This is a genomic window from Actinoplanes regularis (assembly GCF_900188005.1).
Classification (GTDB): domain Bacteria; phylum Actinomycetota; class Actinomycetes; order Mycobacteriales; family Micromonosporaceae; genus Actinoplanes; species Actinoplanes regularis.
On sequence record NZ_FZNR01000005.1, the window covers coordinates 443836 to 460463 of the forward strand.

Consider the following 16628-nt stretch of genomic DNA (forward strand, 5'->3'; position numbering starts at 1 on the left):
AACCCGTTCACCCGTCGCCTCCGGGCGGAGCGGGCGTGGCGCTCGGCGCGCCGAACACGTTGCGATGCAGCTCGATGCGCGGCTCCTCGACCTCGTAGTAACCGACCGTGTCGTACGAGGTGGTGACGAAGTCCAGCCGCCCGTCGCCGGTGAAGTCCGCCACGGCGATCCGCGCGGCGGAGCCGTCGGTCACCAGGTCGCGGACCAGCACCTCGCCGGAGGCGTCGAGCTTGAGATAGAGCACGCCCTGTGCGGGAGCCGGTCCGCGCAGGGCCACGAGGAACTCGTCGTCGCCGTCGCCGTCGAAGTCGGCGGCGACCACGTGATGCGCGACCGCGTCATGCTTGCCGTCGGGCGACGGGAACACCTCGAGCTCGCGGCGCTGCCACTCGGTGGTGAGGGTCAACTCGCCGGGCGGGCGCAGGTAGGCCGCGAGGGTGTCGCCGTGGAAGGGCTCCGCCGCGATGATCACGGCGTACGGACGGCCGGCGATGGTGCCGACGGCGAGGTTGCCGCTACCGCCGAATTCGTGGTCCGGGAACTCCCGCGAGCGTCGCGGAGGCACGCCGGCACCGATCCGGTGCTGGCGCCAGATCCCGGCGTCGTCGCAGGCCAGCCAGGAGATGCCCTCCGCCGAGGCCAGCAGCATCGAGTCGCGGCCGTCCGCCGACTCGACCGGGAAGCGGCCCACGATCACGCCGTGAATGGTCCGCAGGGACGCGGAGTCGACCTCCTTGCCCGTCCACGACGTGTCGCCGTGCAGGTCGTCCGGCCGGTCGTAGACCATGACCCGCACCGGCGCCGACACGCCCGCGGGCCCGCCTTGCGGGCCGACCACGGGCAGCGCGGCCAACTGGAGGTGCTCGTCGGTGGTGAACCGTCCGATCCGGATCCGGTGGGCGGCGAGCAGGTCGGCGATGAAGTGCCGGCTCCACTGCCCGTCGAGGCCATCGGCGGTCGGGTTCCGCAGCCAGGAGATCTTGCCGTCGTTCGGGCCGCAATTGAACATGCAGTTCCCGTAATCGTGACAGACCACCAGGTCCGGGCGGCCGTCACCGGTGAGATCGGCGGCTTCCAGTGCGACCGGTTTCGGCAGTGTCGCGATGGTCCGCTTCTGCCAGCCGGGGTTCTGGTACCAGACGACCTCACCGTTGGTCAGGCCGGAGGCGACCAGATCAAGCCGACCATCACCATCCACATCGACCGCTTGGACCCAGTACCCGTCACGGGGATCGGCATCGATCACCGTGGTGACGAAGCGGGGTTCGCTAGCTTTGCTCACGAGGTGATGCTCCTGAGAATTGCTGGATTTTGTCCGCTACCGCCGGTCCGTCGCCGCGGTCGAGCGCATCAGTGCTTCAGCACGGGCCATCAACGTCAACCCGAAAAGCGTAACGAGCCGACTACTTTCCGTATGCGGGATCGGTGAGATTCGGGAAGGGCGTGGTTGCCGGGACTGCTCTGGTGCGCGTGGCCGGAGTGGTCGTCTGCGCCGGACTACCGAATGTCCCGGGCGGTCAACTCCCGCGGGTCTCTCGGGGCCGGTGAGGTGAGCCAGGTGCCGTGTGCGGTGTCCCGTCCCGGACGCGCTGTGCCTTTCGCCGCGGAGATCCGGGGTCTTCGGGGTGGCACAAAAGGGGGAGATGCCCCGTGTCGAGGTCCACATAGGATCTGCATATCAGCAGCTCAACACGGGGGATCACATGCTCATGCTCAACCGCGAGAAGCTGGCCGCGATCGGTATCGCGGCCGCCGCCACGACCACCTTCTTCGCCTCCCCGGCGCAGGCCGCCTCGGCCGCCAAGGCCGAGGTCGTGGGGAAGAGCGGCACCGTCGTTCGGTTCACCGCGGCCGCCGGTCAGGTCAACTCGCTGACCATCACCATCTCCGGCCGGACGATCACGCTGGACGACAAGGTCGCCATCAAGGCCGGCAAGGGCTGCAAGGCGGTCAAGGGCGACAAGACCAAGGTCAAGTGCACCACCACGAGGAAGCCGACGGGACTCAGCGTCACGCTCGGTGATAAGAACGACCAAGTTTACAACGAGACGGCGGTTCCCCTGACCGCCAACGGTGGTGTCGGCAATGACACCGTCTTCGGCGGACGGGGAAAACGACACCCTCACCGGTGGTGACGGCATCGACGACGTCCAGGGCGGGGGCGGCAATGACACCCTCCGTGGTGGCCGGGGCAACGACTTCGTGACGGGTGGCCGGGGCAAGGACCGGATCTACGGCGAGGCCGGCAACGACACCCTGATCGGCGGCGACCTCGACGGCGAAGACGCCGACAGCGGCGACATCATCTACGGCGGTACGGGCAACGACTTCCTGTACGGGGGCTACGGCAACGACGCCCTCTACGGCAACGCCGGCAACGACAGGCTGATCGGCGGTTCCGGCCGCGACAAGCTGGTCGGCGGCCCCGGTAAGGACAGCATCACCCGGTAGGGACCGGCGGGCCTCAACCGGTTCGATCTTCGGAACAGATCCTTCGCCGTACGTCCATGAAGGATCTGTCCCGAAGAGAATCGAGCGTCTGTGGTCACGGCACTGGAACCGGCCGTCGCTTCGAGCTGCCTTCTTTTGCCGGCGCCGGACGCGTGCGGGTGAATCGGCGGCGGCCGAGCTGCTGCAGCGGCTGCTCCATGCCGTACCAGCTCAGCGAGGCCAGGATCAGCGCGCCGCCCACAACCAGCGCATAGACGCGCAGCGTGCTGGCCAGGGTCTCATGCGTCAGGACCGGATGCAGCAGGATCAGCACGAGCGGATGCCAGAGGAACAGCCCGTACGAGACCGTGCCCAGCCACCCGGCGATCGGACCGGACAGGGCCGATCGGACCGGACCGGGCCCGGCGAACGCGACCGGCAGCACGACCGCAACGGAGATTGCCAGGAACAGCACCAGCTTCGTCCCGAACTGGGCCGCGGTCGGATCGGAGAGATCCCGCGGCCCGGTCAGCGGCGTCCCCGCCACCACGAACAGCCCGGCCGCCAGCGCCCACCAGGTCAGTGGCGCCGTGGCCGCCTCGGTCAGGATCGACCGTCCACCGGTCGCCACCACGATCTCGAGGGTCGCCATCGCCATCCCGGCCGCGAACCAGACCGCCAGCCCGGGCAGCCACATGATGTGCAGCCCCATGTCCATCCGCCCGGTGCTCATCGCCGCCAGCCAGCCCCCGCTGACGGCCACCCCGCCGACGCACAGGATCACCACCGTGCGCCGCGGCCGCCAGGACGAACCCAGGGCGAGCACCGCCAGCAGCGGTAACAGCAGGTAGAAGGCGACCTCCACGGTCAGGCTCCAGGTGTGCCCGAGCGCGTCGTGGTAGTGCCCGCGCTCGTAGAACTGGGTGAGCGTGGCGTACCGCAGCCACTCGCCCCAGGATGCCCCGGCGTTGCCGGGGATCACGAGCAGGCACACCGCCACGGTCAGCCAGTACGCCGGAAGGATCCGCAGCGCGCGCCGCCACAGGTAGCGGCCGGCGCGCGGCCGTCGAGCGCCGTGCGCGTGTGCCCACGCGAACGGCCGGAACAGCAGGAATCCGGAGAGGACGAAGAAGACGGCGACGCCGATGTCGAGCCGCGCGACCAGGCCGCCCCACTGCGAATTGCCCCAGCCGGTGGCGATCCCGACGTGGGTGCCGACCACGGCGGCGGCTCCGACGGCCCGGAGCGCGTCGAGGGCCGGCAGGCGGGGAGGTGCCGCAACGTCGAAAGACATCGTTCGCTCGGCCTTTCCCTGGAGGTTACGCGGCAGTAGATTGTAACAAGTTCTACCCGAGTGGAGGTGTCCTCATGCGACGGTTTGCCGGTGCTCTGCTCTTCGGTCTCGGGGTGCTCTCCGTGGTGGCCGCCGCCGCTCTGGCGTGGCTCGTCGTGCCGGCGCTCAAGCGGGTGCCCTTCGACATGAAGCCGCCGGATGTCGTGGTGAACGCGCCGGACGCGACCTTCGTCAGCGCCCGCGTGCTCTCCGACGGCACGCCGAAGGTGGCCGTCGAGCGGGGCACGCTACGCAACACCACCGGCATCAAACCCGGCTACAAGGACGCTGCCGCGCTTGACGGCAAACTTGCCGGAAACACTCTCATCTGGAACGTGTATCAGGCAACGGACTGGGTCGATCAGCAGGTTCCGATCAGCCGGGCCGAGAGCCGCATCGCGCTCGATCGGGTCTCCGGCGCGGCGGTCGCCTGGAAGGGCCAGTGCTACAACGACGTCAAGGTCGACAAGCAGGACACGACCATCTGCCAGCCGGGGAGCATCACGTTCACCGGGCAGCTCTACCTGTTCCCGTTCGGTACCGAGAAGAAGACGTACCAGTACTTCGACGGCACCCTGCGCAGGTCGCTGCCGATGGCGTACCGCGGCACCGAGAAGGTCGCGGGCCTGCGGACGTACCGTTTCGAGCAGATCGTGCCCCGGCAGGACCTCGCGGCTGACGACGAGACCGTGGCCGGGCTGCTCGGCTTCCTCGCCCCGAAGGCGAAGACCGCGACGATGAGCTACCAGGCGTCGCGCACCCTGTGGGTGGAGCCGATGACCGGCGCCATCGTGGCCTACCGTGAGCAGCAGCACCGCGAGCTCACGCCGGACACCGGCGCGGCCATCCCGATCCTCGACGCGACCTTCCAGTACGACAAGGCCACCGCCGACACCATCGTCGACCAGGCCAGGGACGGCCGCTCCCAGCTCCTGCTCTACGGCCGTTACCTGCCGATCGGCCTGCTGCTCGCCGGGATCCTGGCCGCGGTCGCCGGACTGATGGTCCTCCGCCGGGCCCCGCGGCCGGTCGCGCCCGCCCCGGAACCGGAACCGTCCGCCGTACCGCAGGGCTGAGCGGTCACCCGCCGCCGTGTCCCACATCCTGTTCCTCAACTGGCGGGACACCCGGAACCCGGAAGGCGGCGGGTCCGAGGTCTACACCGAGCGGATCGCGGCCGAGCTGGTGACCCGCGGCCACCGGGTGACGCTGCTGTGCGCCGCGTACCAGGGGGCGCCGGCCGAGCAGGTGCTGCCGACTGGAGTTTCCGTGCTGCGCCGTGGCGGGCGGCACACCGTCTACCTGCGGGCCGCGCTCACCTACCTGGCCGCCGGCGCGCGTGACCGGCCCGACCTGATCGTGGACGTCTGCAACGGCGTCCCGTTCCTCTCCCCGCTGTACGCCCGCTGTCCCACCGTCGTCGTGGTCCACCATGTGCACCGCGAGCAGTGGCCGGTGGTGTTCGGTGACTGGCGTGGCCGGTTCGGCTGGTGGCTGGAGTCCTGGGTCGCGCCCCGGGTCTACCGGCGCTGCCGCTACGTCACGGTCTCCACGGCCACCCGCGACGAGCTGGTCCGGCTCGGCGTGGCCGCGTCCCGGATCTCGATCATCCAGAACGGCCTGTCCAGCGGTGGCGGCCCCGCGGCCGGCCGGTCCGGGTACCCGTGCCTGGTGGTTCTCGGACGGCTGGTGCCGCACAAGCGGGTCGAGTACGCCATGGACGCCCTCGCCGCGCTCACCCCGCACCTGCCCGGCCTGCGGCTGGTCGTGGCCGGCCGGGGCTGGTGGGAGCCGCGGCTGCGGGAGTACTCCGCCCGGCTCGGCGTCGAGGCCCGCGTCGACTTCGCCGGGTACGTCAGCGAGGGGCGCAAACATGAGCTGCTGTCGTACGCCTGGGTGGTGCTTGTCCCGTCCCTCAAGGAAGGTTGGGGGCTGACCATCCTGGAGGCGGCCGCGCGTGGCACCCCGGCGATCGCCTTCCGCGCCGCGGGCGGAGTGTGCGACGCGATCCGGGACGGCCGCACCGGCCTGCTCGCCGACGATCCGGACGACTTCGTCGCCAAGGCCGGGTGGCTGCTCGCCGACGAGGCGGCGCGGCGCCGGATGGGCACGGCGGCCCGGGCGTACGCGGAGACCTTCAGCTGGGCGGCCGCCGGGGAACAGCTGGCCGCCCTGGTCGACGAAGGGGTCAGCGGGAGCCGTAGAAGGTCGGCGGCTCGTTCGGATCGGAGGCCTGGTCGGCCATCCGGGTCGCCACGTCGGCGGCGGTCGGATTGAGCACGGCCATCGCGGCCGCGACACCCGCGACGGCGAGCAGCGCGCCTACCGCCGCACCGACCAGCAGGGTCTTGAACGTGGTCATCGGTTCCTCCTCATCGGTTCTCTCTCCTCGATCCGAAACGCCGCCATCCGGCGATGGCGACGACCGAGCCGGCCAGCAGGTAGCCGGCCAGCCCCAGCAGCGGGACCCGGCCCGCGGGTGCGCGGTACCCCGGATTCCGATACAGCTCCAGAGCCGGCCCGAGATGGACCGGGACGAGCCCGGCCAGCGCCGCCACCGGCACCGGGCCGCCGGCGTCCCGCTGCACGAGCACCCAGCGCACCCGCTCGTCGGCGGCTGGACCACCCGCCTCGACGCGGGCCCGCACCGCAGCGGCCGTCTCGCTCTCGCCCCGGATGGTCCGCGTCGCCGCACCCAGCGCTATCCGCAACCGGTCGTCGGCGATGACCTCGGCCGGCAGATAGCGCGACGCCGGGTCGTAGACGACCGGCCCCGGGTTCCACGAGTAGGACCGGTAGGCCGACATCGGCAGCGACACCACCGGCCCCGGCTCGGCTCGCACCACGCCTGCCACGCTCGCCCAGTCCGCCGGGTAACTCACCGGTCGCAGCTTCCCGCCGGCACCCCAGGCCAGGTCGGGCAGGGCGACCACCGGCAGCAACGCGAAACCGGCCAACACCAGCCGGCCCGGGGCCGCCGGCAGCCGCTCGGCGATCCGTTCGGCCGCCAAGGCAAGACACAAGATCAGCCCCAGCGCGTACGGGATGAGGAACTTCTGCCCGTCCCGGAACAACCCGGCACCCGGCACCGCGACGACCGCCCAGCGCAGCAGCCCGGCAGGGCCCGGCAGCGCACCCCACGCCGCCAGCAGCAGACCCCCGGCGGCGAGCCGGGCCAGCCGGGTCGCGGCGCCGTCCGGCCAGCGCCGCCGCAACCGCCCGAAGCCGAACCCGGCCGCGACCAGCAGTCCGAGAGTGATCAGCGGGACGAGCGGCCCGGTGCGGCTGGCGGGCACCGCCCCGGCGTTCCAGATGCCACCGGTGCCGGCCAGCGCGACCAGGACACCACCCCAGTTCTCGGCCCGGGCCGCGAACGACGCCACCGCGTCCGGGCTGGACGTGGCCGGTGTCGCCGAGCCGGCGGCGACCAGCAGCCAGGGCGCGTTCAGCGCGGCGACCGCGAGCGGCACGACCGGGGCACGCCGGCGGGCGAACGCGAGCGTGGTGGCCAGCGCGATGATCCCGCCGGTCGGGGTGATCGACGCGCAGGCGGCGGCCAGCACCACCCGCGCCCCGGCGCCCGCCCGGCCCCGCCCGGCGTCGAGGGCGGCCCGGACCAGCCAGGGCAGCGCGGCGTAACACAGCAGCAGGCCCCACTGCCCGATCAGGAGACGCTCGGCCAGGAACGGGGTCCAGGCGTACCCGATCGCCGCGACCACCCGGGTGAGCCCGCGCCGGGCCGGGACGAGCCGGCCGGCGCCGATCGCCGCCGCGGCGAGCAGACCGGCCAGCACCAGCCGCTGCGCCAGCCAGCCGGGCACGATCAGCGCGGAGAGGCCGACAAGCGCGTCCTGCGGGACGGCCCGGGGCAGTACGCCGGACGGTGCGACCAGATCCCACGTCAGCGACTGCCGGGGCACGAAGACCATGTCGTAGCGCAGCACGTAGCCGGCCCGGGCCAGCGGCGCCAGCACGGCTGTCACGACCAGCGCCGCGCAGCCGTAGATCGACCATCGCGGAGGCACAGTGGACTCCTCACCGGGCACCCGGGACTCCCTCACCGCTCTCGGCCGCGCGGGGCTCGCCGTCACCGCGGCCACCGCGACGGCGAATCTGCTGGCGTACCTCCCGCCGGTGCTCGGCGCCCGCCGGCTGGCCCCGGCCGACCTCGGCGCGCTCGCCGCCGCGCTGGCCCTGGTCGCGATCGCCACGATGCCCGGCATCGGGCTGCAGACCGCGGTCGCCGTCGCGGTGGCGCGCTCGGGGGGCCGGGTCGTGGCCGCCCGGCAGGCCTGGCTGACCGCGCTGATCTGCGGGGCGGGGGTGCTGGCCGCCGCTCCCGTGCTGCGGCTGCCGGCGCTGCTGGCCCTGCTGACCGTGCCGGCGGTCCTGGCCGGCCTGCCGCTGGGCGTGCTCCAGGGCAGCGAGCGCTTCGGCCGCCTGGCCGTCGGCACGGTCCTGCTCGCCGTCGGGCGGTACGCCGGGGTGCTGGTGGGCCTGGTCGCCGGGTTCGGCCTGACCGGCTCGTTCGCGCTCGGCGCGCTGGTGGCGTGGGCGGTCGTACCGGCGCTGTGGTGGTCGGCGCGGTCGCGGACCCGCGCCGGCGGGGTACGCGGGCGGGCGGTGTTCACGGCGGCGAGCGCGTCGCTGGCCATTCTGGTGGCCTCCTACGCCGATCTCATCCTCGCCCGGTGGCTGCTGCCGGCGGGCGAGTCCGGGGCGTACGCGGTCGGTGCGGTGCTCACCCGGGCCGCGATCTGGGGGCCGCAGGTCGTCACGATCGTGGCGCTGCCGAGGCTGGTGCGCGGCGGCGCCGCCCTGCGGGTGGGTCTCGCGTCGGTGGCCGCGGGCGGCGCCGTGCTGGTCGCCGGGGCGGCGCTCGCCGGTGACCTGCTGGTCCGTGCGGCCGGCGGTGACCGGTACGCCGCGCTCGGTGGCCTGGCCCCGTACTTCGTGCTGGTCGGCGCCCTGTACGCGATCACCGTTTTCCTGGTGAACGCGCTGATCGCCGCCGGTGCCCGCCGCCCGGCCGGGTGGGTGTGGGCGGTCGCCGCCGGCCTGGTGCTGACCGTCGTGCTCGTCCGCCCGGCGACCGTGGGCCAGTTGCTCGCGTGTGCCCTCGCCGCGGCGGCCACCAGCGCCCTGACGGTCGGCGTCACCGTCCTCACGGGATCCGCTCGATGATGGTCGCCGTCGACATCGCGCCGCCCGCGCACATGGTGATCAGCGCGGTCGAGCCGCCCGAGCGCTCCAGTTCGTGCAGCGCCGTGGTGATCAGCCGGGCGCCCGTGCTGCCGACCGGGTGACCGAGGGCGATCGCGCCGCCGTTGACGTTGACCCGGTCCGGGTCGGCCTTGTGCACGCTCAGCCAGGAGAGCACCACACTGGCGAACGCCTCGTTCACCTCGACCAGGTCGAGGTCCTCGATCTTCATGCCGGTGCGGGCCAGCACCCGGTCGGTGGCGTCGATCGGCCCGTCTAGGTGGTAGCAGGGCTCCGCGCCGATCAGGCACTGCGCCTTGATCCGGGCCCGCGGCCGCAGTCCCAGCCGCCGGGCCAGGTCGGCGTCCATGAGCAGCACCGCCGCGGCGCCGTCGGAGATCTGCGAGGAGGTGCCGGCGGTATGCCGGCCGTCGGGCAGCACCGGCCGCAGCCCTGACAGGCCCGCCAGGGTGGTGTCGCGCAGGCCCTGGTCGCGATCGACGGACCCGACCGGTGTCACCTCACGGTCGAAGCGCCCCTCCCGCCACGCGCGGGCCGCGTTGGCCTGCGACCGTACGCCGAACCGGTCCAGGTCCTCACGGGTGAGCCCGCGCCGGTCGGCGATCCGCTCGGCCGCGACGTACTGGTTCGGCAGGTCGAGCTCCCACGAGTCCGGCCGGGGCAGGCCGGCGTCGCCGAGATTGGCCCGCAGCGGGACGCGGCTCATCGACTCCACCCCGCAGGCGACGCCGGCCTCGATGGCGCCGGCCGTGATCAGCCCGGCGATCAGGTGGGTGGCGTGCTGTGCCGAGCCGCACTGGGCGTCGATGGTCGCGCAGCCGGTGGTGTACGGCAGGCCGGCGTGCAGCCAGGCGGTCCGGGTGATGTTGTTCGACTGCTCGCCGCCCTGCGTGACGCAGCCGCCGATGGCCTGCTCGACCCGCGCGGGGTCGAGCCCGGTGCGGTCGAGCAGCGCGCGCTGTGCCGCGCCGAGCAGCTCGGCGGGGTGCAGGCCGGACAGCAGGCCGCCGCGGCGCCCGATCGGCGTGCGCACCGCATCGACGATCACCGGAACGCCCACGACGCCTCCCGAAACTAGAACGTGTTTCCATATCAAAGCACAAGAGGCGTACCGATAGCGGGCTCTGGCGTGCTTGAATCAGTAGAACCTGTTATCTAGGAGGAGCCGTGATCGACCTCACCGACCCGGAGATCTACGTCCACGGCATCCCGCACGAGCAGTTCGCCGAGCTACGCCGCACCACTCCGGTGTGCTGGATCCCGCAGGCGCGCCGCAGCGCCGGCTTCGACGACGACGGCTACTGGGCGGTGACCCGGCACGCCGACGTGATGGCCGTGTCCCGGGACAGCGAGACGTTCTCCAGCTGGGAGAACACGGCCATCGTCCGATTCCAGGCGGACATGCCCCGCGACCGGATCGAGATGCAGCGGGCCGTCATGCTCAACATGGACCCGCCGCAGCACACCCAGCAGCGCGCCATCGTGTCCCGCGGCTTCACCCCGCGCGCGATCAACAGCCTGCGCACGGCGCTGACCGCCCGGGCCGAGCGGATCGTCCGGGAAGCCGGCGGCTCCTCCGAAGGGGACTTCGTCACCGAGGTCGCCTGCGAGCTGCCCCTGCAGGCGATCGCCGAGCTGCTCGGCGTCCCGCAGGAGGACCGCAAGAACGTCTTCGACTGGTCGAACTCGATGATCGGCTACGACGACCCGGAGTACGGCGGCACCGCCGACCCGCTCGAACCGGCCATGGAGCTGCTCGGCTACGCCATGACGATGGCCGAGGACCGGAAGGCCTGCCCACGCGACGACATCGTGTCCACGCTGGTGCACGCCGAGATCGGCGGGGAACACCTGTCCACCGACGAGTTCGGTTTCTTCGTGCTGATGCTCGCCGTGGCCGGCAACGAGACCACCCGCAACGCGATCTCGCACGGCATGCTGGCCCTGCTCGAACACCCCGACCAGTGGGCGGCGTTCAAGCAGAACCGGCCGCGTACGGCGGTCGACGAGATCGTCCGCTGGGGCACCCCGGTCAACGTCTTCCAGCGCACCGCGACCCGCGACACCGAACTCGGCGGGCAGCGCATCCGCAAGGACGACCGGGTCGCGCTCTTCTACGGTTCGGCGAACTTCGACGAGGAGGTCTTCGACCACCCCGAGCGCTTCGACATCACCCGCAGCCCCAACCCGCACCTCGGCTTCGGCGGCAGCGGCGCGCACTTCTGCCTCGGCGCCAACCTGGCCCGGCTGGAGATCGACCTGATCTTCAACGCGATCGCCGACCACATGCCGGAGATCAGCCTGACCGGTCCGCCCGAGCGGTTGCGCTCCGGCTGGCTCAACAGCATCAAACACCTGCCGGTACGGTACCGCTGACCCGATCGTGGAATCCTGGGCGGCATGACCGACCTGGACGCCAAGGAAAACCTCCATCAATACCTGCGCGAGGCGCGCGAGGCGCTGCTCGGCAAACTCGACGGCCTTTCGGAGTACGACGTGCGCCGCCCGCTCGTGCCCACCGGCACGAACCTGCTCGGGCTCGTCAAACACGTGTCCATCGTGACCGCCGGATACTTCGGCGAGGTGTTCGATCGGCCCTTCCCCGGTGCCCTCCCGGCCGTCGGCGAGTTCGCCGAGCCGAACGCGGACATGTGGGCCACCGCCGACGAGTCCCGCGACGACATCACCGGCCTCTGGCACCAGGCCTGGGCCCACGCCGACGCGACGATCGAGGTGCTGCCGTTCGACGCGCCCGGCTCGGTCCGCTGGTGGGGCGACGTGCCGGTGACGCTGCACCACATCCTCGTGCACGTGCTCGCGGAGCTGAACCGGCACGCCGGGCACGCCGACATCGTGCGCGAACTGATCGACGGCGGGACCGGCTGGCGGCACCCCGGCGACAACGTGCGCGACGTCGCCGACTGGCCCGCCCACCGCGAGCGACTGGAGTCCACCGCCCGATCGTTCGAGTCAGCTACCCGCCCTTGAACGGACGGGCTTGTGGGTCTCGCCTACTGGCTTGCCAACACCGACCAGCCGTGCAGCATCCCGGCCCGCCACTCTGCGAGTTGGTCGGCAGCGAGCCGGTCCTGCTCGGCCATGGCGCCGATCAGTTCGGCTTCATCGGCGCCGTGTGCCCAGCGGTAGTATCGGCGGCGCTGAAGATGCACGGCGCGGAAACTGGGCGTAGGCCCATAGATGCCAGCCGGGAGCCAATGAACAGCCCATCCAGGGTGCACGAGCTCGATTCGCTCGCAGTCCTCCAGGGAACCGGCTGGCCAGCGCAGCCGCTCAGCGATGAGCCGCCGGTTACGCCACGCCAGGCTGGTGCCTTCCAGCTCGGTCATCCGGTTCTCCAGTGGATACGGATCCAAGCCTCTACGTCGGCCTCCAGCCATACCCGCCCCATCCGTAGTTCCTGATAGGGCTCAGGGAAGTCTTCGCCTTCAGTCAGCTGCTGGACCCGCTGGCGCGAGCGAGCCAGGCGCGCGGCGATCTCGGCAGCAGCCATCAGGCGCGGGCGCCGCGAGACCGCGGTGCAGCCGGTGCACCGGACTTCGGAGACACAGCTTTGCGGTTCGGTCATCGCAGTACGACCGCTTGGAGATGTCGCCAGGCCGTGGGGGTCGCATGCGTCCGGCAGCTGATCGCTCGCCGATTGGACAAGCTGTTGCGCTGCCGACAGGTCGAGGTCTTGCTCAGTGCGCGAAAGCTGCATCAAGCCACCTCGCTCCAATGCTCCACCACTCGAGGGACACGTGCCCAGGCGTCGACGGTATTGAGAGGGCGCACGATGACCAGCTCACGTAGGTCCGGCAAGGCCATGGTCGGCAGGAGGCGGACTGCATCCTCAAACTGGTCCCAAAGGTGCGCGGCGAGTCGCCAGCCGTCGCCGTACATGGAGACCAGTTCGACGACCGCTACCCCGCAGGGCCATGAGGTCGCGTTGGCGTGAGCGGTGCAGAGTCCGAGCGGCCAGACCGGCCGGTGGTCGCCCTGGTGAGACGACGGAGTTGGCATGCCCTTCGCCGGCCCCTACCCGATCCCGGCGCGAAGCAGCTGGGCGACGTACGGCTGCCGCACGGCCGGGCAAGGGTAGGCGTCGATGCCGCAACGGCACCCGACAACCCAAGGGCGGCCTCGGCGCCATCGACGGCACTGACCGTGCCTGATCACCGTGCTGCGCATGCTCATCGCCTCCGATCGCGGGAACGTGATCGGAAAGGTACTCAGTGTGCATGGGCAGGCTATTGCTTGCTGCTATCAGTCCTTCACCAGCTGCCGCAGGCTCACGGCCACGGCAGCGCTGCGCATCTGCTTCGTGAGCGCATTCCGCTTGGTACGGCGGATGATCGATCCAATCGTGTCGCGGACGGTGGGGCGCAAACGCACCCACTGTGGACCGACCGCCTCAGCGCGCAGAAACGCCGCGATGGCCTCATGGTCGCGCCCCACCTGAGCGAGCGCGGTGGCCACATCGGCGAAGTACGGCGCCTGTCGGTTCGCAAGCGGGATCCACCCCGGGGCAACCAGTTCCGACGCCTCGATCGCGAGCTGCGGCTCCCCGAGCTCCAGTTGGACGGACACCGTCCAGAACCCCACGTTGGTCGGGCCGAACGCGAACCGTGCCAGGCCCAGATCTTCCGGCTCGCCGAGTGACTGAGCTGCCTCGCCCGCCTCTCGCAGATGGTCAAGCGCAACGTCGGAGCGCCGATCCACAGCGGCGCGGAGCGCGGCATGTAGATGCAACATCCCATATGCCTGGCGGGCCTGCGGGTCGCCGATGTGTGGCTGAATCTCATCGGCCACGCGCTGCGCAAGCCGTGTTGGTGCGCCGGGCATCTCCGGCGGCATTGCCAAGATCCGGACGAATTCTGCGATCCCGATCCAAGCCGGGTCTCCAAGTTCACGCGCCTCGGCGACAGCCAGCCGGGCGGCGTCGCGTGCCAAGTCGGCGTAACCGAGATGCTTGAGGGTGTAGGTGCCTACGTGTGCGACCTGGACCAGGTCGCCGCCGTGAAGGCCGCCCAGAAGGTTCGGGAGCATCGGCGCCGCGGCCGCGAAGTCGTAGGCGCCGCCGGCCGCCATCAGCTGGCGCACCTCGTGGTGCGGTTCCTCCAACTCGCCCACCTCGCGCCGGATCAAAGCCTCGCGGATAGCCGGCACGTGGGCGGCCGCAGCCGCGCGAACTGGATCGGTGGGATCGCCGGGCTGCCCGGTGAGGTCTGCGATCGACACGTCCAGGGCGCCGGCGAGAGCGACCAGGGTGGCGCGCCGCTCGACCGGCCGGGTGCCGGTCTCGATCTGGCTGAGGTAGGGCTGGCTCATGCCTGCAAGATCCGCTAGTACGCGCTGACTCTTGCCACGCCGTCGCCGCCAGTACGCGACCTGTGCGCCGATATATAGATTGTCGCCAACGGTTGAGGCCACTTCTGCCCCCAGGGATCGTCAGGGTTGGGTCAAGCTACCGCTACCGGTGCCCCTGCTGATCGACGGTACCCCTGCCTACCGGCATGCGGCGTAAGCCTGTCGACGGAATCCGATCATTCATCTTGTTGGACAGTGTTCCGGGCGGCCGCGTGGATCGTCCGGCTTCCGGAACGCCCACCGGCCGACGGCACGAAGTAGACCTGCGTGGACGCTCGCGCTGCGGAGGGGCGTGATGCGCTCGGCTGCCCGTTGCCGGTGAAGCCGCTGCTAACCTGCTCGTCGTGAGCGAAGCAGTTGAGGAGGTCTGGGCACTGCAGCGGCGAAGCGATGCTCAAACCGTCGCCGAGTTCGTGGTGTACGGCGGTGACTTTCCGTGGCTGAACGCCCGCATCGAGCCCAGGGCCGGGTTCGAGGAAGTTCGGCCCCTCTTCGCGGAGGTGCTGTCCCGCCTGGATGGCGTTGGCGCTGATGGCGGCTCTTGGGAGCAGTCATATAACGCCGTCCGGGCTGCCGTGCTGCTGCGGTATCCGGATGGTGGCGAGGTCCCGGAGTTCCTGCTGCACATCGATGGTGATGAGGCGTGGTGGCGCTGGAGCAACGAGCCATTCGAGGAAGACTCATAGCCCACGTACATGTTCAGCGTCTGTTCAGAACTCCAGAACCAGCCGGGCCGGCACCTTCCCCGCCAGCACATCGTCGAAACAGGCGTTGATGTCGTCGAGCTTGCATCCTGTGGCGATCACCTTCGTACGACCCGCCTTGTGCAGTTGGAACACCTCGGCGAGATCCTGCCGGGTACCGACGATCGAGCCGATGATCGAAATGCCGAACAGGACGGTCTCGAAGATCGGCACCGCCATGTTTCCGTCAGCGGGCAATGCCACGCAGACCAGCCGGCCACCCCGGCGAAGACTCTGGTAAGCCTGCTCGAACGACCGTGGGGCCGCGGCCAGCGCGACAGCCACGTCGGCGCCGCCAAGCCTCTTGATCTGCTCGACGGGATCCGAGGTTCGCGCGTTCACCACGTGGTCCGCTCCGAGCGAGGTGGCCAGCTCCAACTTTGCCTGTTCCACGTCGACGCCGATCACGATGCCGCCGACGATCCGGGCGTACTGGAGCGCGAGGTGGCCCAGCCCGCCGATGCCGAAGATCGCGATCCGTTCCGCCGGACGTACCCGGGCCATTTTGATGGCTTTGTAGGTGGTGACTCCGGCGCAGGTCAGCGGGGCGGCATCGAACGCGCTGACACCCTCCGGGACCGGTACCGCGTACCGGCCGTCGGCCAGCGCGTACTCCGCATACCCTCCGTTGATCGAATAACCGGTGTTCTCCTGCTGCTCGCAGAGGGTTTCCCAGCCGCTGACGCAGTAGTCGCAGTGCCCGCAAGCCTTGCCGAGCCAGGCCAGCGCCACCCGTTCACCGACGTGACGCCCGGTGTCGCCCGGTCCCAGCGCCTCGATGATGCCGACGGCCTCGTGCCCCGGAATGAACGGAGGCGTCGGCTTCACCGGCCAGTCTCCGTGGGCGGCATGGATGTCCGTATGGCAGATGCCGCTCGTCTCGATACGGACGAGGATCTCGTTGGTGCCCGGTTCCGGCCTGGGAAGATCCTGAATCTGAAGCGGTGCCTTGAACTCGGTTACGACCGCGGCCTTCATCCTGCCCGTCCTCCTGACCGTTGCTCAGTCGGCGCGCGCACCGGGCGATTCCCGCCCTCCGGCGACCCTGATTCGTCAATATGTCAGCTTATGCCCGCCTAGCACACTTTGCTGAAGGTCCCGTCTCATATCCTCGGCTTCATGGAAGAGACCGCGGTGGGCCAGTTACTGCATCAGCGGGGCTGGCGCAAAGCGTTCACGGTCGAAGATCGGGTCAACGACTGGGCCTGGATGGTGACCACCGTCGAGAACGGCTACAGCGACGTCGTCGAGGAATACGCCAACGATCTCTACTGCCGTAACTGGCTCCATGAGGCGTGGCTACTGCTCGATGACCAAACGCTCGTCCGCTGGAACGACCGGATAAGAGACCTGGACGACAGGTTCCGGATGGCGACCGTCGACGACGACGGTTACGTGCTGTCGCAGTTCCATCACGGCGGTAAACCGGGAATGTAGTGGTGGCAACGCTATCCACACGTTCTCACCGGCCACCTTGGCGAGGCACTGCGTGCTGCGGGTGCTGTCTGACCGACGGCATGCTCGGGATGTGG

At 70.4% G+C, this 16628-nt stretch carries 17 protein-coding genes; 9 read left to right on the forward strand and 8 right to left on the reverse strand.

Annotated features, from left to right (window positions below):
* Positions 1-7 precede the first annotated feature (7 nt).
* Positions 8-1282: an FG-GAP repeat domain-containing protein gene (locus CHC09_RS17140; RefSeq protein ID WP_089294086.1), complete on the reverse strand. Its 1275-nt coding sequence runs from the start codon at positions 1280-1282 to the stop codon at positions 8-10.
* A 421-nt stretch (positions 1283-1703) separates the two neighbouring features.
* On the opposite strand from CHC09_RS17140, the gene CHC09_RS17145 reads away from it, so the two are divergent.
* Together CHC09_RS17145 and CHC09_RS17150 are read left to right on the forward strand one after the other, a co-directional pair.
* The gene (locus CHC09_RS17145) at positions 1704-2135 is read left to right on the forward strand and encodes a hypothetical protein (RefSeq protein ID WP_089294087.1); all 432 of its coding nucleotides are present in this window, start codon (positions 1704-1706) and stop codon (positions 2133-2135) included.
* Positions 2086-2451: a calcium-binding protein gene (locus CHC09_RS17150; RefSeq protein WP_089294088.1), complete on the forward strand. Its 366-nt coding sequence runs from the start codon at positions 2086-2088 to the stop codon at positions 2449-2451. The genes CHC09_RS17145 and CHC09_RS17150 overlap by 50 nt, the downstream gene beginning before the upstream one ends.
* 94 nt (positions 2452-2545) lie before the next feature.
* Here the strand turns inward: CHC09_RS17150 and CHC09_RS17155 are convergent, their stop codons facing one another.
* Complete coding sequence (locus CHC09_RS17155; protein ID WP_089294089.1) at positions 2546-3724, reverse strand: acyltransferase family protein; 1179 nt, start codon at positions 3722-3724, stop codon at positions 2546-2548.
* Positions 3725-3798: 74 nt separating this feature from the next.
* Here CHC09_RS17155 and pgfA point away from each other — a divergent pair, with 74 nt between their 5' ends.
* Both pgfA and CHC09_RS17165 read left to right on the forward strand, forming a co-directional pair.
* Positions 3799-4839, forward strand: coding sequence for a cell envelope lipid trafficking protein PgfA (gene pgfA / locus CHC09_RS17160; protein ID WP_089294090.1), 1041 nt, complete (start codon positions 3799-3801; stop codon positions 4837-4839).
* Positions 4840-4864: 25 nt separating this feature from the next.
* The gene (locus CHC09_RS17165; RefSeq protein ID WP_089294218.1) at positions 4865-6040 is read left to right on the forward strand and encodes a glycosyltransferase family 4 protein; all 1176 of its coding nucleotides are present in this window, start codon (positions 4865-4867) and stop codon (positions 6038-6040) included.
* Between the two features lie 95 nt (positions 6041-6135).
* Here CHC09_RS17165 and CHC09_RS17170 read toward each other — a convergent pair whose 3' ends face one another.
* A complete protein-coding gene (locus CHC09_RS17170) occupies positions 6136-7788 on the reverse strand; it encodes an MmpA family trehalose lipid delivery protein (RefSeq protein WP_239138259.1) in 1653 nt (550 codons plus the stop codon).
* 1 nt (position 7789) lies between these two features.
* On the opposite strand from CHC09_RS17170, the gene CHC09_RS17175 reads away from it, so the two are divergent.
* Positions 7790-8947 (forward strand): MATE family efflux transporter, encoded by a 1158-nt coding sequence (locus tag CHC09_RS17175; RefSeq protein ID WP_143232389.1) that lies wholly within the window; start codon positions 7790-7792, stop codon positions 8945-8947.
* Here the strand turns inward: CHC09_RS17175 and CHC09_RS17180 are convergent.
* Positions 8928-10046, reverse strand: coding sequence for a steroid 3-ketoacyl-CoA thiolase (locus CHC09_RS17180; RefSeq protein WP_089294093.1), 1119 nt, complete (start codon positions 10044-10046; stop codon positions 8928-8930). The two genes, CHC09_RS17175 and CHC09_RS17180, sit on opposite strands and share 20 nt — an antisense overlap.
* Positions 10047-10153: 107 nt before the next feature.
* Between CHC09_RS17180 and CHC09_RS17185 the strand changes: the two genes are divergently transcribed.
* Together CHC09_RS17185 and CHC09_RS17190 are read left to right on the forward strand one after the other, a co-directional pair.
* Complete coding sequence (locus CHC09_RS17185; protein ID WP_089294094.1) at positions 10154-11362, forward strand: cytochrome P450; 1209 nt, start codon at positions 10154-10156, stop codon at positions 11360-11362.
* 24 nt (positions 11363-11386) lie between these two features.
* On the forward strand, positions 11387-11974 hold the full coding sequence (locus CHC09_RS17190) for a DinB family protein (RefSeq protein WP_089294095.1): 588 nt from the start codon (positions 11387-11389) through the stop codon (positions 11972-11974).
* A 23-nt stretch (positions 11975-11997) separates the two neighbouring features.
* Here CHC09_RS17190 and CHC09_RS17195 read toward each other — a convergent pair whose 3' ends face one another.
* From CHC09_RS17195 to CHC09_RS17210, 3 genes are all read right to left on the reverse strand, one after another.
* Positions 11998-12333, reverse strand: a complete 336-nt coding sequence (locus tag CHC09_RS17195) for a hypothetical protein (RefSeq protein ID WP_089294096.1) — start codon at positions 12331-12333, stop codon at positions 11998-12000.
* Positions 12330-12704 carry a hypothetical protein gene (locus tag CHC09_RS48700; RefSeq protein WP_307833932.1) on the reverse strand — a complete coding sequence of 125 codons (375 nt, stop codon included), beginning with the start codon at positions 12702-12704 and terminating at the stop codon, positions 12330-12332. The genes CHC09_RS17195 and CHC09_RS48700 overlap by 4 nt, the downstream gene beginning before the upstream one ends.
* A gap of 545 nt (positions 12705-13249) precedes the next feature.
* Positions 13250-14416 carry a helix-turn-helix domain-containing protein gene (locus CHC09_RS17210; RefSeq protein ID WP_179277145.1) on the reverse strand — a complete coding sequence of 389 codons (1167 nt, stop codon included), beginning with the start codon at positions 14414-14416 and terminating at the stop codon, positions 13250-13252.
* Positions 14417-14697: 281 nt separating this feature from the next.
* On the opposite strand from CHC09_RS17210, the gene CHC09_RS17215 reads away from it, so the two are divergent.
* On the forward strand, positions 14698-15039 hold the full coding sequence (locus CHC09_RS17215) for a hypothetical protein (protein WP_089294099.1): 342 nt from the start codon (positions 14698-14700) through the stop codon (positions 15037-15039).
* A 24-nt stretch (positions 15040-15063) separates the two neighbouring features.
* Here the strand turns inward: CHC09_RS17215 and CHC09_RS17220 are convergent, their stop codons facing one another.
* Complete coding sequence (locus CHC09_RS17220) at positions 15064-16074, reverse strand: zinc-dependent alcohol dehydrogenase (protein ID WP_089294100.1); 1011 nt, start codon at positions 16072-16074, stop codon at positions 15064-15066.
* Between the two features lie 141 nt (positions 16075-16215).
* Here CHC09_RS17220 and CHC09_RS17225 point away from each other — a divergent pair, with 141 nt between their 5' ends.
* A complete protein-coding gene (locus CHC09_RS17225) occupies positions 16216-16533 on the forward strand; it encodes a hypothetical protein (RefSeq protein WP_203833096.1) in 318 nt (105 codons plus the stop codon).
* Positions 16534-16628: the final 95 nt, after the last annotated feature.

What these genes read in the sequence shown, in the direction of transcription:
- CHC09_RS17145 (WP_089294087.1), top strand. Translation starts at nt 1,704, where the DNA reads ATGCTCATGCTCAACCGCGAGAAGCTGGCCGCGATCGGTATCGCGGCC.
- CHC09_RS17220 (WP_089294100.1), bottom strand. Translation starts at nt 16,074, where the DNA reads ATGAAGGCCGCGGTCGTAACCGAGTTCAAGGCACCGCTTCAGATTCAG.
- pgfA (WP_089294090.1), top strand. Translation starts at nt 3,799, where the DNA reads ATGCGACGGTTTGCCGGTGCTCTGCTCTTCGGTCTCGGGGTGCTCTCC.
- CHC09_RS17225 (WP_203833096.1), top strand. Translation starts at nt 16,216, where the DNA reads ATGGAAGAGACCGCGGTGGGCCAGTTACTGCATCAGCGGGGCTGGCGC.
- CHC09_RS17195 (WP_089294096.1), bottom strand. Translation starts at nt 12,333, where the DNA reads ATGACCGAGCTGGAAGGCACCAGCCTGGCGTGGCGTAACCGGCGGCTC.
- CHC09_RS17190 (WP_089294095.1), top strand. Translation starts at nt 11,387, where the DNA reads ATGACCGACCTGGACGCCAAGGAAAACCTCCATCAATACCTGCGCGAG.
- CHC09_RS48700 (WP_307833932.1), bottom strand. Translation starts at nt 12,704, where the DNA reads ATGCAGCTTTCGCGCACTGAGCAAGACCTCGACCTGTCGGCAGCGCAA.
- CHC09_RS17150 (WP_089294088.1), top strand. Translation starts at nt 2,086, where the DNA reads ATGACACCGTCTTCGGCGGACGGGGAAAACGACACCCTCACCGGTGGT.
- CHC09_RS17155 (WP_089294089.1), bottom strand. Translation starts at nt 3,724, where the DNA reads ATGTCTTTCGACGTTGCGGCACCTCCCCGCCTGCCGGCCCTCGACGCG.